This is a genomic window from Streptomyces sp. NPDC028289 (assembly GCF_055565975.1).
In genome coordinates this window covers 861,297-877,093 of record NZ_JBVHTI010000001.1, presented here as the reverse complement: position 1 = coordinate 877,093, position 15,797 = coordinate 861,297, and the positions used below count along the sequence as shown (strand labels likewise).

General features: G+C 74.0%; 9 protein-coding genes. 2 read left to right on the top strand and 7 right to left on the bottom strand.

What is annotated here, in order from left to right; all coding sequences use genetic code 11:
- Positions 1-175 precede the first annotated feature (175 nt).
- A complete protein-coding gene (locus ACZ4UV_RS03905; protein ID WP_467835711.1) occupies positions 176-1,108 on the top strand; it encodes an anti-sigma factor RsbA family regulatory protein in 933 nt (310 codons plus the stop codon).
- 25 nt (positions 1,109-1,133) lie between these two features.
- On the opposite strand, the gene fxsT is transcribed toward ACZ4UV_RS03905, so the two are convergent.
- Together fxsT and fxsBH are read right to left on the bottom strand one after the other, a co-directional pair.
- Positions 1,134-5,888, bottom strand: a complete 4,755-nt coding sequence (gene fxsT / locus ACZ4UV_RS03900) for an FxSxx-COOH system tetratricopeptide repeat protein (protein WP_467835709.1) — start codon at positions 5,886-5,888, stop codon at positions 1,134-1,136.
- 167 nt (positions 5,889-6,055) lie between these two features.
- On the bottom strand, positions 6,056-8,170 hold the full coding sequence (gene fxsBH, locus ACZ4UV_RS03895; protein ID WP_467836535.1) for a radical SAM/SPASM protein FxsBH, inactivated beta-hydroxylase extension form: 2,115 nt from the start codon (positions 8,168-8,170) through the stop codon (positions 6,056-6,058).
- Between the two features lie 508 nt (positions 8,171-8,678).
- Between fxsBH and ACZ4UV_RS03890 the strand changes: the two genes are divergently transcribed.
- Positions 8,679-9,593 carry a DUF4231 domain-containing protein gene (locus ACZ4UV_RS03890; protein WP_390045167.1) on the top strand — a complete coding sequence of 305 codons (915 nt, stop codon included), beginning with the start codon at positions 8,679-8,681 and terminating at the stop codon, positions 9,591-9,593.
- Positions 9,594-9,652: 59 nt separating this feature from the next.
- Here the strand turns inward: ACZ4UV_RS03890 and ACZ4UV_RS03885 are convergent, their stop codons facing one another.
- The 5 genes from ACZ4UV_RS03885 to ACZ4UV_RS03865 all read right to left on the bottom strand — a co-directional run bounded on the left by ACZ4UV_RS03885 (position 9,653) and on the right by ACZ4UV_RS03865 (position 15,773).
- Positions 9,653-10,180, bottom strand: a complete 528-nt coding sequence (locus ACZ4UV_RS03885; protein WP_451020264.1) for a hypothetical protein — start codon at positions 10,178-10,180, stop codon at positions 9,653-9,655.
- A gap of 127 nt (positions 10,181-10,307) precedes the next feature.
- On the bottom strand, positions 10,308-11,345 hold the full coding sequence (locus tag ACZ4UV_RS03880; protein WP_351499533.1) for a rod shape-determining protein: 1,038 nt from the start codon (positions 11,343-11,345) through the stop codon (positions 10,308-10,310).
- A gap of 157 nt (positions 11,346-11,502) precedes the next feature.
- On the bottom strand, positions 11,503-12,882 hold the full coding sequence (locus ACZ4UV_RS03875; RefSeq protein ID WP_467835707.1) for a carboxyl transferase domain-containing protein: 1,380 nt from the start codon (positions 12,880-12,882) through the stop codon (positions 11,503-11,505).
- Entirely contained in the window at positions 12,875-14,317 is a 1,443-nt protein-coding gene (locus tag ACZ4UV_RS03870) for an acyl-CoA synthetase (RefSeq protein ID WP_451020259.1), read from the bottom strand. The genes ACZ4UV_RS03875 and ACZ4UV_RS03870 overlap by 8 nt, the downstream gene beginning before the upstream one ends.
- 346 nt (positions 14,318-14,663) lie before the next feature.
- A complete protein-coding gene (locus ACZ4UV_RS03865; protein ID WP_451020258.1) occupies positions 14,664-15,773 on the bottom strand; it encodes a MerR family transcriptional regulator in 1,110 nt (369 codons plus the stop codon).
- Between the last annotated feature and the right edge of the window lie 24 nt (positions 15,774-15,797).

Genomic DNA, 15,797 nt, shown 5'->3' with positions numbered 1-15,797 from the left:
CCGTACTAGTGCGGGTGTGCGGGCGGGCGGTACGCGCCGGCCGCACCCGCGCCCCGCGCCCGTGGCCGCGCGGGCCGGTTTGGACCGGCGGCCACGGGGCACGTGTGTGAGCCGGCGGCAGGAAGGCGGGCACCGTGACCATCCGGGAGCCGGTACGGCGTGCGGCGACGCCGTCATGACCGGCACGCCCGGCCCCTTCGCCCACCCCGCCCTGTTCTACGGCGACGAGGGCGAGTACCTGGCCGGGACGGTGTCCTTCGTCCGGGCCGCACTGGCTGCCGGCGATCCGGTGACCGTCGCCGTGCCCGGCGAGAACCTCCGCCTCATCCAGGACGCGCTGGGCGCCGACGCCGGGCCGGTGCGCTTCCTCGACATGCGGGAGGCCGGCCGCAACCCGGGGCGGATCATCCCCGGCGTCCTGCACGCCTTCGCCGACGCACAGCCGCCCGGCCGCCGCGTCCGCATCATCGGCGAACCCGTCTGGCCCGGCCGCACCACCGCCGAGTACCCGGCCTGCGTCCAGCACGAGGCCCTGATCAACGCGGCCTTCCGGGACCGTACGGCGACCGTCCTGTGCCCGTACGACACCCGGCGCCTCGACCCGCAGGCCATCGCCGACGCCCACGTCACCCACCCCACGCTGCGGCAGGCCGGCGGCGGACCGGACCAGGACAGCCACGCCTACGCCCCCGCCGACGCCCTCGCCCGCTACAACGAACCCCTGCCGCCGCCCGACGCCGTCCCGGCGGTCTGCTTCGAGCCGGGCTCCCTCTCCGAGGCCCGCCACCTCGCCGCCGCCGAGGCCGCCCGGCTCGGCCTGACCGGCGGCCGGCTTGCCGACCTGACGCTCGCCGTCGCCGAGCTGGCCACCAACAGCGTGGTGCACGGCGGGGGTTCGGGCACGCTCGCGGTGTGGGCCGAGGACGGCGTCGTGGTGTGCGAGGTCCGCGACAAGGGCCACCTCTCCGACCCCCTGGCCGGCCGCCGCCCGGCCTCCCGCGACCGCTCCGGCGGCCGCGGCCTGCTCCTCGTCAACGTCGTGGCCGACCTGGTCCGCCTGCACACCGGGCCGGAGGGGACGACGGTGCGGTGCTGGTTCGCGCGCTGAGCGGCGGGGACCGACCCCGGGGGGCTCACACGCCCAGCGGCTCCAGGACCCGGTACACCCGCCGTTCCTCCAGCACGAAGCGGGTGATGCCGTTGTTCTCGCCGAGCTGCCGGCGCAGCCCCTGCAGCCTCCCGACCGCTTCGTCGCGCAGCGCGCGGGCCTCGTCCGGGCGGCCGAGGGCGGTCAGGGTGAGGGCGCCGTTGCTGACGACGGCGAGGGTTTCGGGATGCCGGGCGCCGAGGTCGGCGCGGAGCGCGTCGGCGCTGCGCTGCTCCCGCTCCCAGGCCTCCTCCGGGCGGCCGGTCTCGGCGAGCACGATCGCGTAGTTGGCGGAGCAGAACCGGGTGTGCGGGTGGTGGGCGCCGAGTACGGCGGTCATGCGGTCGAGCACCTTCAGGAAGACCTCCTCGGCCTGCGCACTGTCACCGCAACCCCAGTGGAAGACAGCGAGGTTGTTCATCGCGGCCTGCGTGTAGGGGTGGGCCTCGCCCGGCGTCTTCACGTACTCGGCGAGCACTTTCTGGGCGACGTCGCGCGCGCCTTCCCGGTCCTCGGCCGCGAACAGGTCGGCGGCGAGGTTCAGTTCGCAGGCGAGCGAGTCCGGGGTGGGCGCGGTGTACTGTGCCCGGTACTGCTCCAGGGTCGCGGAGGTCAGCCGCCGCGCGTCCTCCAGCTCGCCTGCCCTGCGCAGCGACACCGCGAGCGACCGCGCGCACCGCAGGGTGCCCGGGAAGTCCTTGCCGAGCACGCGCTTGTGCTGTTCGTACGCGCGGGACAGCACGGCCACGGACTCGGTGTACTCGCCGACCTCGCGCAGGTCGCGGCCGAGGTTCTCGGCGGACGAGAGCGTGTAGATGTGATCGGCGCCGTGCACCTGGGTGCGGCGGGCGAGGGTGAGCTCGTCGATCTGCCGGGCGTCCCGGTACCTGCCGGCCATGCGCAGTGCCAGGGCGAGATTGCCGGCCGCGTTCAGGGTGCGCGGGTGGGCCTCGTAGAGGAGGTCGCTGAAGCCGTCGTGCGCTTCCTTCGCCAGCTCCACGGCCCTGGTGTACTCACCGAGCGCCGCGAGGTCGCCGGAGAGGCCGGAGGTGGTGATCAAGGTGTGCGGGTGCCGGTCGCCGAGCAGCCGGCGCTGCCGCCCCAGCACGTCGTCGTCCAGCTCCCGCGCCTCGACGTACAGCCCCTGGGAACGCAGCACGTGGGCGAGCTGGCAGCGCAGGTACAGGTACTGCTCGTCGTCCTCGCCGAGGGGCTCCCTCCAGTGGTCGAGGAGTTCCTCGGCGAGTCGCCGCGCCCGCGGGAACTCGCCGCGCTTCCACAGGTAGCGGACGCGGTCGATCAGCAGCCGGCGCGGTTCCGCCTCGGTGCAGTTGCGGAGGTCGGAGGCACCGAGATGCGGCCAGATGATGTCGAACCGCGGCCAGTTCTGCCGGTCGTCGACCGGCTCGTCGCCCCTGGGACGGGCTCCTCCGAGGATTTCGTGCACCGTGTGCCGGGCGATGCGCCGCTCATCCTCCGACATCTGGGAGCGGACCACCGCCTGCACGAGCCGGTGCACCTGGATCGAGCAGGAGATCTGGTCGACCTTGGCGAGGGCGAGCCGGCCGATCTCCCGTACCAGCCGACCGATCAGCAGGCTCTCCGTCAGGGTGGGGTCGAAGGGGCGCAGCGCGGCGAGCATCTCGTCGCTGCCGTAGAGCAGTCCGGAGGAGATCGGCTCCGCGGCGAGGAACGCGCACAGCTGCAGCAGCCGTACCGAGGCGGGCGACCGCTCCTTCAGCCGCTCGATGGAGACGTTCCAGGTGGCGGCCACCGTATCGGGGTGGTCGGCGGGCTGGTTGAGCCCCATCACCGCGGCCGTCTCCTCGGTGAGGCGGCGCAGGTACTCGGCCGTCGGCATGGCGGTCTCGGCCAGCCAGGACCCGGCCTGCTCCACCGCGAGCGGCAGGTCGCCCACGGCGTCCGCGACCTGGTCGGCCTCCGCCGGGGTCAGGCCCGGGGCGCGCCGGGACAGGTGCTCGACGCTCTCCTGCCGTGGGAAGACGTCCACCTGCAGCGTCTCGCCCGTGTCCGACCACGCCTGGTTCCGCGAGGTGATGAGGATGTGCCCGACGCCGGTGCTGGGCATGTACCCGGCGAGGCCGTCCGGGTCGTCGGCGTTGTCGAAGACCAGGATCCACCGCTGGGTGGGGTTGCCCCGGGAGAGCATGCGGACGGTTTCCTTGCCGACCAGCGCCATGTCCTCGCCGCCGGGCGCGCCGATGCGGGAACCGAGTTCGGCGAGCGAGGCCACCACGCTCTCGACGCTTTCGGCCGGCACCCACCACACCAGGTCGTAATCGGCGCTGAACCGGTGCACGTACTCCAGCGCGATCTGCGTCTTGCCGACCCCGCCCGTCCCGAACAGCGCCTGGTGCTGGGGCAGTACGGCGGTCGTGCCGCTGCGCAGCTGCTCCCGCAGCCTTTCGATGATGTAACCCCGGCCGGTGAAGGTGCTGTTGCGCTGCGGCACGTTCCAGTGATCCGGTTCGTGGCCGGGGAACCGGGGCGCCGCCGGTCCGCCCTTCGGCACCTGTCCGGGCAGCCCGAGCGCGCCGAGCAGCGCGTCCTCGCAGCCCGCTTCGTCGAGTCCGTGCAGGTCGATGACGAGATCGGTCCGGTCCCGGTACGACTCCGGCAGCCGGACCTCGTCGACCTGCACCGGCACCAGTGATCCCGGTGCCCCGCTGTCGGCCGCAGGGTCCAGCAGGCTCCCGGTGTGCCGGGAGCCGTACAGTGCCTTGGACCACAGCACCAGGGTGCGGGTGCCGGGAATGGCGGGGCTGTCGGGCGCCCCGGCGGCCACGTCGTGCGGCGTGACGGTGCAGCCCGCCCGCTTCAGCAGCGACTCGATCCAGTCGGCCCACATCCGGTTCTCCGCCGCGTACACGATCGCCACCCGCGCCCCGTTGGCCTGCGGCCGGCGCCGGGTGAACGCGTCCCGGCCGCGCAGCCGCGCCTGTTCCGGGATCTGCGGCAGCGCGGTGACCTCGTCGTCGGTCACGGCCGCGGTGAGTCGTTCGAAGGCGGCCAGCAGCGACTTGGGATCGCCTTTCCTGTCCCCGACGACGGCGAGGGTCTCCTCGTACGCGTAGTACGGCTTGTACGGAATTTCGACGCTGCCCCAGTAGGCGGTGACCTCGTCGGCGCTCAGCCGCTCCCCGTCCGGGCCCTTCGGCAGCCCGGCGAACTTCAGCCGGGCCACCGCGCGGCCCGCCTCGACCTTGTCCTTCTCGCCGTCGTCGACGCGCATCGGTACGGGCAGCACCCGGATCCGCCGCTCGCGGTGCTCGTCGGCGACGCTGTGCGCGACCTCGGCGGCGCCGTCGATGGACTGGTCGCTGAGGGTGAAGCAGTCCACGAGGACGTCGGGCATCTGGCGGGTGCAGATGTCCGCGGTGTCCGACAGGCCGGTGCGCGAGTCGATCAGGACGTAGTCGTAGCGCCCTTTCATGTTGTCGCGCAGCGCCTCCAGGAACATGCCGCCGTCGAGGCGGTCGTAGAAGTTGTCCCACTCCAGGGAGGAGGCCGTGCCGGTGTAGGCGCGGAACCGGCGGCCCGCGGACAGGAAGTCGAGCGAGCCGCCGGGCCCGAAGGCGAGTCCCTGGCGTTCCGGGGAGAGCGAGACGGCGTGCTGCTCCACGTCCGCGAACTCCAGGTGCCACGGGCCCGTGCGGCTGATTCCGTCGGTCGCCGCCCAGGCGTAGTCCTGCAGGATGTCGATGACGCCGCCGGTGGCGGTGAGCACGTCGGGGTCCAGGAACGGATGGAAGAAACGATGCAGCCCCGGGGCCTCCAGGTCCCAGTCCACGGCGAGGACCCGCTTGCCGTTGGCGGCGAGGATCCACGCCGTGTTGGCCAGCGCCATCGTCCGTCCGGTGCCGCCCCTGTACGAGTAGAAGGTGATGATGCGTCCGTCCCCTGCGGCCGTCATGCCTCTCCTCCGGGATCGTCTCCCGCGTCCGGGCCGGACGGCAGGTAGGGGTCCGTCAGACGGGGTCCGGGGAAGTGCGGGCCCGGCGGCAGCCGGACCTCCGCGCCGCTCCAGTTCCTCGTCGGTGGTCCCGTCGTCGAAGGCGGCCATGGCCGGCCGGATCCGCCGGGGGCCGGTGCCGTGTGATCCGAAGGCGCTTGGGGTGTTCTCGTACTCCCGGGGGCGCCCGGGCGGCAGCCGGGTCTCATGGGCCGCCTGCACGATGCGCTCGGCGAGGCCGAACACGGTCTCGTCGTACTCGTCGCGCAGCCGGCCGAGCTTGATCAGTCCGTAGATCCCTCTGCTGCGGCTGCGTCCGCCGGACGAGAGGTCCTCGATACCGATGTGCCTCACGGAGTCCGGAAGTTCGTGTCTTTCGACGCGTGTCCACAGGACGGGCACGATGGCCGGGGCGGTGGCCGTCCCGGTGGTCCCGGCGCTCTGCATCCGCTCGTGGAACGCGTACCACTCGCGGCCGCACTTCTCGCTGGAGAAGTAGTGCGGCGAGAACAGCGGCACGAACACCCGGCAGACCGCGAGGTTCTCGCTCAGCTTCTCGGGCCGGCCCTCCCCGGAGCGCGTCTCCCGGTCCATGAAGCCGGCCGGGGAACCCGCGGGCAGGCCGATGAGCGCCCCGACGTGGTTGCACAGGTCGTCGAAGAGGACGCGCACCCAGTGGTCCGGGTCGCCGCCGTCCGGGCCCCACTGCGGGGTGTGGGCGTACGACAGGAAGAAACAGGGCCGGTTGCCCGCAACCCGATCCTGCACCCGTTCGCCTGTACCCACGCATCCCCCTGTCCGCTGACAGGCCGTCGCCTGTTCCCGCCGACGGTGCCCCACGGCCGGAACCAACAATGTGCCCGACCGCACGTCATACGGTTGGTTGCTTTCAGGACAAAGGATGGCCATATCTGGACATGTGGATCCTTACCTGTTCAGGCAGGACGGTCCGCCCACTGCGCCCACATGCGGGCCACCAGCACGGCGCCGGTCAGCGTCAGCTCGTTCTCCGGCAGCAGGGTGAGTGCGGTGAGGGCCGCTGCCGCCCTCTCGTACGCCTCCCGGCCGAGTTCCTCGTCCGCCAGATCCAGCAGGGAGCCAGCGGGGCTGCCAGGCCGGTGCAGGTCGGCCGTCTCGCGCAACGCCGTGAGGCGGGCCCGGCGGCCGACGCGCGGGAGGTCCCGGGCGAACTCCTCGGGGGTCACGTCGACCGCCACGCCCAGCGCCCCGAACCCGTGGCTGCCGAGGACCAGGCCGCCGCCCGCCGCCAGCGGGGTGAGGACGGTGGGGCGGAACGCGTCCGGGCCGGAGTGCCGGTCCGGTGCGTCCTTGGCCAGCAACTCGTAGGCACGCGCCATCCGTTCGGCGAACTCGCCGCACTCCAGCGGCGGGGCGACGGGGCAGGGATAGCAGTCGCGGTAGGGGTCGGCGTCGTCGACCAGCGGGCCGTCCCGGACCGGCAGCCGGTCGACGGGGCGCCAGCGCGTGGAGACGGGGACCTCGTCGAGGCGCACCCAGCTGCCGTCGGCCGCGTGCTCTGCGCGCACCCGGAAGGCGTCCGGCGCCACGGTGACCTCGATACGGCCGGGGGCGTCCAGGCGGTAGGTGCCCCAGGTCGGCAGGTGCAGCCGGGTGCCGGGCTGGTCCCAGGACAGCGTGGCAGGTACCCCTGCCCGCAGGGCCGCCGCGGCGGCCAGCGACATGAACCGGGCCGTGTCGGCGGGGCCGCGCAGGGACCGCCGGAGGCTGGTGCGCACATAGGGGTGCGCCAGCACCTCGTCCAGGTGCGGGGCGGTGCCGGGGTCGGCGTCCAGGGCCAGCAGCAGCCGCCAGGCCTCCGCCCAGTCCGGTTCGGACGCCAGGTGCTCCTGCGTCCGGCGCAGCAGCACCCGGTCCAACTCCAGCTGGGCCCAGGCGAGCCGGTCCGAGCCCAGCACCGCGGGCGAGAACGCGTGGTCGGTCATCCGGTCCGCGATGCCCTCGACCAGGGAGCGAAGGTCGCCGCAGAAGACACTGGGGTTGTCGAAGCCGTTCTCCGGGCGGTACCGGTGCCCGTACAGGCCGCCGCCGCAGGACCCCACCACCGGGCAGCCGCGGCAGGTGTCGCTGAGTCCGTCGACGCCCCGCTGCCGGGCCTGCACACCGGGGTGCGCGGCGAACTCCGCGAAACCGTGCCGGAAGACGTCGTAACCCGTCTCGGGAGCGCCCGCGTAGGCGGTCTTCAGCCAGTCGGCCTGCTCGAAGGTGCCGTCCGTCTCGATCACGGCGAGGTCGCTGGGCGCCAGCCCCAGCGCCTCGGTCAGGGGCGGTCCGCCGCGCAGCGTGCTGAGCACCGAGTCGAAGGTCCGCACCGGCATCGGACGGCCCTGCTGCTCCCAGCGGTCGAAGACCGCGAGCAGCCAGTCGGCGTACGGCGTCGGCGTCCCGGCCGGGTTGGGCGGCGGGCTGTCCCAGGTGGAGTGCGGAAGCAGGTAGTCGATCCGCGGCGGGTCCAGCCCGGTGAGGGCGTCGTGCACGGCGACCGGGTCGTTCGCCACGTCCACCGTGCACAGCACTCCGCTGAACAGGTGACGGTACTCGGGCTCCTGGAGCAGCCGGATGCCGCGGACCACGCGGTCGTGGCTGCTGCGGCCCCTGCGGTCGAGCCGGTGCCGGTCGTTGGCCGCGCGGTCGCCGTCGAGCGACACGCTGACCCGGACCCCGAACTCCCGGCAGACGTCCAGGTGCCGCCGGTTCAGGGTGACCGCGTTGGTGTGCATGCGCAGGTCGAGCGCGGTCACCGGGGAGAGGGCGCGGGTGAGTTCCGCGCAGATGTCCCGCAGCCGGGCCGGGCCCACCAGCAGCGGTTCGCCGCCGTGCAGGATCACCGACACGGAGTCGAGGGCCCGGGATTCCACGTGCTCGGCCAGCCGGGCGGCGACGGCGCGCACGGTCTCCGGACGGATGAAGGTCGGGCGGGACCGCCAGCTCTGGTCGGCGTGCTGGTACACGTAACAGTGGTCACAGAGCAGATCGCACCTGCTGTGGATCTTGAGGACCAGCTGTCTCAGAGGCGGGCTGCCGGGAAGCTCCGGGCGTCCCGCGGCTGTTGATGCCCCGTCGGCGCGTTGCCCCACGTCAGCCCTCCCCGCTCAGCAGGCCGAGTTGAACGTGACGGGTCGGTTCGGACGGTTGTCGGGGCAGGTCACGCGGCCCGCGGTGCGCGCGGCGGCGGCCGTGCACGGTCCGATGTCCCTCAGGTGTGTGCGTCCCGACGTGTTCGTGGTGGTGGGGGAAGGGCGCCTCGCCGGCGTCACCGCAAGGATCATGGTGTCTCTCAGCTCCGGTTCGGATGGGTGCAGCCGCTGTCGTCCCAGTGACTGTCGCACACGCAACTCCTCGGCGGCTCACAGGATTTACGGACGTCCGCGCCAGTCTGGTCGTGCTGACGCGGAACCATATATCAGGAATGCCTCACTTGTGCGCGGGACTGGTTTCCGCACCCGGGGACTTCTTACGCTGGTTCTTCGGAGGCGCGCGGAAGACTGTCGGGGGCGCGCAGCGAATCCAGGGGGCGTCATGGGGGCGGCTGTCACTCCTGTACCGCGGACCACGTTGAGCGACGGGGACCTGCCACCGCTGTTCCAGGTGAGTGACCGGTGGGCGTTACGCCACCAGAGTGACTCGTTCCGGGCGGTGCGTACGCATCTGATCCTGCTTCTGCTGGCCACCACGGCGGCGGTCCTGACCGAACAGGCGTCGGGGCACGTCATGACGGTGCTCGCCGCCGTGCTCTACGGGCTGACGATAGCCCTCGGCCTGAGCACCTCGCGCCGCCGGTCCCGCGCGCACTGGCAGGCGCACCGGGCGGCCGCCGAACTGCTCAAGTCGCTGGCCTGGGAGTACATGGTGCACGGCGGCCCCCTGCACTCCCATGTCGCCGACCCGGACGCGGTGTTCGCCGAACGCCTCGAACAACGCCTGCGCGAGCTGCGCACCTGCGGCTGGGAGGACTCCCGCGAACCCGGGGAGCGGGGGAAGGGGCAGATCACCCCGCGGATGCGCGCGGAGCGCGCCAAGTCCTACGCGGCCCGCCGGGACCTCTACCTGCGCGACCGGCTCCTCGAACAGGCGGTCTGGTACAAGAACCGGGCCGCCCGCGCGCACCGCGCCGCCGCCCGCTGGTCCTCCGTCACCGCGGCGCTGACCCTGTGCGCCCTCGCGGCCGCCCTGCTGCGCACCGTCGGTCTGCTCGGCGGCGCCGACCTCGCGGGGCTGCTCAGCGCGGCCGCCGCGGCGGGTGTCGCCTGGCAGGAGGTACGCCGGCACGGCCCGCTGACGCAGGCCCACTCCCTCATCGAACAGGATCTGGAGACCACCCGGATCGCCATGGCCACGACGGTGACGGAGGCGGGCTGGGCCGAGGCGGTGGGGGAGGCGGAGCGCCTGATGTCCCCGGCGCACACCGAGTGGCTGGTGCGCTTCGGCACCTGACGCCCCCCGCACGCCCGCCCGCAGCCCCGCACGCCCGCGCCACGGCGGGCGGGCCGGCGTCAGTCCCGCCGTACCCCCGCCTGCCACAGCACCGTCACCGGCACTCCCTTGCGCCGCGCGTAGGCCACCACGTCGCCGGTGCCGCCGAGGCCGCGCGCCGGGCGGCCGTCCCAGACGGCGATCAGGTGGTCGGAGTGGTCCACGACCCAGCAGCCCGCCGCGAAGTACGCCTGCTCGTGCGTCGGCTGGACGGGCAGCTCGACGCGGTTCCGGCAGGACCGCAGGAGCCTGCGGTACGCGGTCCGGGCCTCCTCGTCGCCCAGGTGGGCCTCGTAGTCCATGCCGGGGATCACGGCCGTCACCGGGACGCCGTGGGCCAGGGCGATGTCGGCGAACAGCTGGTCGGCGCCGGCCGCGAGACAGCTGAGGGCCTCCCACCGCACGTCGCTGCGGCTGAACTGGCGGCGCAGGGCGGAGCGGACGAAGGGCAGGACGGACGGTGGGATCGCGCGGTGTCCGGTCACGCCGACGCGGGTGACGGCGAGGCGGGGGACCGGTGCCGTCTCGGCGAGGTACTCGGTGAACATGGCGATATCGGCTGTCACGGAACGTCCCCTCCCGTCACCATCGGTGAGTCCACCCTAATCGAGGGGCGCCAAGGTGCGCAGGGGGCGCGTCGACTCACGTCGGTGCCGCGCGCGGCATACGGGGTGTTCAGGCGGCCAGCGGGTCCAGCACCAGGGGCTCGATCCGGCCCTCCAGCATCGCTCCGATGCCCTGGACGGCGCACACGTCCGGCCGCTCCGCGATGTGCACCGGCATGCCGGTGGCCTCCCGCAGCAACTGGTCGAAGCCGGGCAGCAGCGCCGATCCGCCGACCATCATGATGCCCCGGTCGGCGAGATCGGCGACCAGGTCGGGCGGGCAGTCGCGGAGCACCTTGCCGATCCCGTCCAGGACGGACATGAGGGGCGTCTGGATGGCGTCCCGGACGGCGGCGGTGTCGACCCGCACGCTGCGGGCGAGCCCGGTGACCACGTCCCGTCCGTGGATCTCCGTGGAGGCCGGGCCGTACGGGGTGAGGCCGTTGTCGTCCAGGGCCAGCTGCAGGGGCCGTACCGACTGGTTCGGCAGCATCAGCTCGTGCTCGTGGCGCAGGTGCTGGACGATCGCGTGGTCCACGGCCTCCCCGCCGACGGGCATCCGCTCGGCGCAGACGATCGAACCGAGGGAGAGCACGGCGACCTGCGTCGCGGCGGCCCCGCAGACGAGGATCATGCTCGCTTCCGGCCGCTCGACCGGCAGCCCGCACCCCACGGCGGCGGCGATCAGCGTGTCGACCAGCTCCACCCGCCGCGCCCCCAGCCCCACCAGCGTCTCGATGGTCGCCCGCTGGGCCAGCGGGTCGGCGTCGTGCGGGGTGCAGGCCGCCGCCCGCAGCCGGGGCCTGCGGCGCAGCGAACGGCGGATCTTGTCGCCGAGCAGATGGCGCAGCATGCGCTGGGCCATCTCGATGTCGACGACGGTCCCGCCGGAGACGGGCCGCACGACACGGATGTAGTCGGGGGTACGGCCCGTCATCTTCTCCGCGAACTCGCCGACGGCGATCAGGGCGCCGGTACGTGTGTTCATCGCGGCGACGGAAGGCTGGTCGACGACCAGGCCCATGCCCCTCACGTACACCCGGGTGCGTGCGGCCCCCAGATCGACGGCGAAATGGCAGCGGCGCAACTGCTCCAGACTGACGGTCACGGCAGATCCTCCCGGTGCGCGGGCCGTGTGGGGTGGTACCGCCGGTCGGCGGCCTGCTTCGCATCCTCCGGGGGATCCGAGCGGCGCGCCTGCGGGGAGGGGCCGGGCGGGGCGCGGCTGAACGGGGGGTTTCGGGCCGGCCGGGCCGCCCCGGAGGTCAGCCGGGCGGGGTGAGGCCGTCCGTGGAGTGGCCCACGATGCCGCGGACCACCCCCAGCTCCACCAGGTCCTGGGGGCGGATGCGCAACTGGCCGGCGGTGGTCTCGACGTCCTCCGGGGGGCGCTTCAGGATCGCCGCCGCCAGTTCCGGGGCGATGACGGAGAAGTAGCTGTCCGGGGTGGCCCAGGTGTTGCCGGGCGCGGCCAGTGCCAGGGCGCCGCCCGAGCCGCCCTCCCCGACGACGAGGGTGGTGATCGGCGTCCGGGCCGCCGCGACCTCGCCGAAGAGCTCCGCGATGGCGGCACCCGCGCCCTGGCGTTCCGCCTCGGCGTCGTTCGCGGCGCCCGGCGTGTCGACGAGGGTCAGCACGGGGATGCCCAGCCGGTCCGCGAGCCGTATCAGGCGGGCGGCGGTGCGGTACCCGGCGGGCCTGGTCGCCGTCCCGGTCTGCGCGGCGAAGGCGACCGTACGGCCGTCCGCCCGCTCGCCGAACCCGCACAGCATCCCGCCCGGGTCCGCCCCGCCGCACCGGTCGCCGGTCAGGGCGACCCGGCGGGTGAAGTACGCGTCCAGGTAGGCCTCGGCGCGCGGGCGGTGCGGGGCGCGGGCGCGCCGTACGGCCTCCCAGCCGGTGGCGGGCAGCGCGGCGGAGCCGAGGGCGGCCGGCGGGTCGGCGGGTATCGGGGCGGGGGCGGTCAGCAGCCGCAGCCACAGTCCGAGCGTCGCCTTCAGCTCCGCCGGGGGCACCACGGCGTCCGCCGACCCCGCCGCGAGCTGCGCCTCCGCCGTGTACGCGGCCGGGTCGGCGTCCGGCGGGCGGACCCGGGAGCCGGCGAAGCCCACCTGGGCGCCGGGCAGCGCCAGGATCACGTCGGCGCCGGCGCCCAGGGTGGCCCAGCCGCCGCCGGTCGTCGGGTCGCGCAGGACCGCGACCTGCGCCAGCCCCGCCTCCCGGGTGAGCGCCGACTGGCGGGCCACGCGCTGGAGCTGGGACAGGGCGAGCATGCCCTCCTGCATCCGGCTGCCGCCGGTGGCGACCAGCGGCACGACCGGGAGCCGGTGGGCGCGGGCATGGACGTACGCCGCCTCCAGCCGGTCCCCGGTCCGCTCGCCGAGCGAGCCGCCGAGGAAGCCGAACTCGAACGCGATCAGCACCGCCGCCGTGCCCTCGACGCGCGCGGTGCCGACGACGACGGACTCCTCCTCGCCGATGCGCTCGGCGGCGCGGGCGCGCGAGGCGTCGTACCCCTGCCAGCCGAGCGGGCCGTCGGGCGGCGACTGCAGGGCCGGATGCGGGAGTTCGGCGAAGGTACCGGGGTCGGTGACGAGGCCGAGGACCTGCCGGGCGGAGAGCCGCTCGGGCGTCGGCTCAGGCACCGAGGGCCCGCTTCATGATCTTCCCCATGTCGTTGCGGGGGAGGGCGTCGAGGTAGTGGACGACACGGGGCCGCTTGTGCGGCGCGAGCCGCCCGGCCACGTGGTCCGCCAGCTCCTCGGCGGAAGGCGGCGACTGGGGCTCCGCCGGTACGACCCAGGCGACGACCCGCTCGCCCAGGTCCGCGTCCGGCTCCCCGGTGACCGCGGCCTCCCGCACCCCCGGATGTTCCAGCAGCGCGTTCTCGATCTCCCCGGCGCCGATCTTGTAACCCCCGCTCTTGATCAGGTCGGTGGCCTTGCGCCCGACGATCCGCACATAGCCGTCCGGCTCGCGCACCGCCATGTCCCCGGTGCGGAACCAGCCGTCGGCGGTGAAGGCGGCGGCGGTCGCGTCGGGCCGGTTGAGGTACTCGGTGAACAGGTTCGGGCCGCGCACCTGGATCTCCCCGACGCTCTCCCCGTCGTACGCCGCGATCGCCGTCCCGTCCTCCTCCACCAGCCGCAGCTCCACCCCCGGCAGCGGCACGCCCACGGTCCCCGCCCGGGCCTCCCCGTCCGCGCGCACGCTGGTGTTCATCAGCGTCTCCGTCATGCCGTACCGCTCGACGACCCGCCGCCCGGTCGCCGCCGCGATCCGCTCGTGGTCGTGGACGGGCAGCGCGGCGGAGCCGGAGACCAGCAGCCGGGCCCGGCCGAGCGCCTTCGCCAGGCCGGGGTCGGCGGGCAGCGCCTCGGCGATGCGGTGGTACATGGTCGGGACGCCGAAGAGCATGGTCGCCCCGTCGTTCAGCTCGCGCGCGACCCCGTCGGTGTCGAACCGCCCCAGGTGCCGGACCGAGCCGCCGCGCCGCAGCGGCCCGAGGATCCCCAGCACGAGCCCGTGGACGTGGAAGAGCGGGAGGCCGTGCACGAGGACGTCCTCCCCGGTCCACTGCCAGGCGTCGGCGAGCGCGTCCAGGGTGGCGGCGAGCGCCCGGCGCGGGATGACGGCGCCCTTGGGCGGGCCGGTGGTGCCGGAGGTGTAGACGACGAGGGCCGGGTCGGACTCGGCGGTACGGTCCTCGGGCAGCACCCCCACGGCCGCCGCGTCGACCTCGATCCGCTCCAATCCGGCCAGCGCGGCCGGGAGTTCGGCGCCGGGCGCGGCCAGCACCGCGGCCGGCGCACTGTCGGCGAGGATGTGCGCGAGTTCCTTCTCGCCCGACTTCGGGTTGAGCGGCACGGCCGCCCGCCCGGCCAGCAGCGTGCCGACGACGGCCACCGCCGTCTCCAGCTCCGGCGTCGCCCACACCGCGACCCGCTCGGCGCCCCGGACCCGGCCGGCGACGGCCCCGGCCGCGGCGGCGAGCTGTCCGTACGTCAACGACCGCGCCCCGAACCGCAGGGCCAACCGCTCGCCCGGACCGTCCACCAGGGCCGGAAACAGAAACGACACGCGACGACTCCTCACCGTCCGGAACCTCGACAGCCTCTTCCTACACCAGCCGCCACCCTCCAGGGCCGCCCCACTCGCGTTCCGCACCACGACGTTGATCACATCACCCGGCCCGCACCGCCGCCGCGTCCCGACGACCGCGCACAAATCGGGCGCGAGCCGCACCTCCACCGCCCACGGCCCGCGAGCTCCAGCCAGTGCAGCCGCGCCCGGTCGACCCTCCGGCCCACGGTCGGCGTGCTCGCCCCGCGGTCGCCCTCCCGCCCCGGTCCCCCCGGCCCTGCGGTCGGCGCGCTCGCTCCGCGGCCTGTCGTCGGTCGGGCCGGGGGGCCTGGGCGGCGGCTTTTCACTCCGGTCGGGTCTCGTTCTGCCCTGGACTCCTGTCCGACCGAGACGGGTGGGTGGGCGACACGACGTCGGCGACGACCGCGCTCACGTTGTCGGTGCCGCCCGCCTCGTTGGCCGCCCCGACCAGTACCCGCACCGCGTCCCCCGGCTCGCCCCCGCCCAGCAACTCCCTGATCCGCTCCTCCGAGACCTCCCTGGTCAGCCCGTCCGAGCAGACCAGGTACCGGTCGCCTGCCCGGGCCTCGTGCAGTTTCAGGTCCGGGGTGTCGGCGGTGTCACCCGGCAGGGCCTTCGCCAGCAGCATCCGCTGCGGATGGCTCTCGGCCTCCTCCGGCGTCAGCCGGCCCTCGTCGATCAGCGTCTGCACCACACTGTGGTCGTGCGTGATCCGGAACAGCTCCCCGTCCCGCAGCAGATACGCCCGCGAGTCCCCGATGTGCACCAGGGCCAGCCGGGACCCGGTCCACAGCAGCGCGGTGAGTGTCGTACCCACATCCGCACTTCCCTCCGCCACCCCCCGTACGGCCTCGGCCGCCGAACGCACCGCGTCCTCCAGGAGGTTCAGCACGTTCCCGGCCGGAAGCTCCGCCTCCTCCAGGGGCTTGAGCGCCGCCACGGCGGCGGCACTGGCCGATGCCCCGGCCGGCCCGCACCCGTCGGCGACGGCCAGCAGCCGGCGCCCCGCGTACGCGGTGTCCTGGTTGGACGGCCGGACATGCCCCCGGTCCGAGTGGGCGGCATAACGCAGTTCCAGCATGTTCGTCGTGTCCCTTCTCGACTCTCCGGACAGGTGGTCGACGAGGAACGCGGCCAGGTCCCGCCGTACGGCGGTCTCCGCCTCGACGCGGGCCCAGTACGCCCGCACCTCGCGGGCGGCCGGTCCGGGCGGCAGCGCGCACACCTCCCGGATCCGCGCCAGCGGCATGCCCAGCCGCCGCAGCCAGGCCACCAGCCGGGCGCGTTCCAGCTGCGCGCCGGCGTAGTACCGGTAGCCGGTCTCCGGATCGACCCGGGCGGGCTTCAGCAGGTCCAGCTCGTCGTACAGCCGCAACGCCTTCGGCGACAGCCGGCACGCCTTCGCGAAGGCCCCGATGGTCAGCCACTCCATGCCGTCTCCCCGCCCGTCTCACGT

What these genes read in the sequence shown, in the direction of transcription:
- ACZ4UV_RS03905 (WP_467835711.1), top strand. Translation starts at nt 176, where the DNA reads ATGACCGGCACGCCCGGCCCCTTCGCCCACCCCGCCCTGTTCTACGGC.
- ACZ4UV_RS03890 (WP_390045167.1), top strand. Translation starts at nt 8,679, where the DNA reads ATGGGGGCGGCTGTCACTCCTGTACCGCGGACCACGTTGAGCGACGGG.
- ACZ4UV_RS03885 (WP_451020264.1), bottom strand. Translation starts at nt 10,180, where the DNA reads ATGTTCACCGAGTACCTCGCCGAGACGGCACCGGTCCCCCGCCTCGCC.
- ACZ4UV_RS03865 (WP_451020258.1), bottom strand. Translation starts at nt 15,773, where the DNA reads ATGGAGTGGCTGACCATCGGGGCCTTCGCGAAGGCGTGCCGGCTGTCG.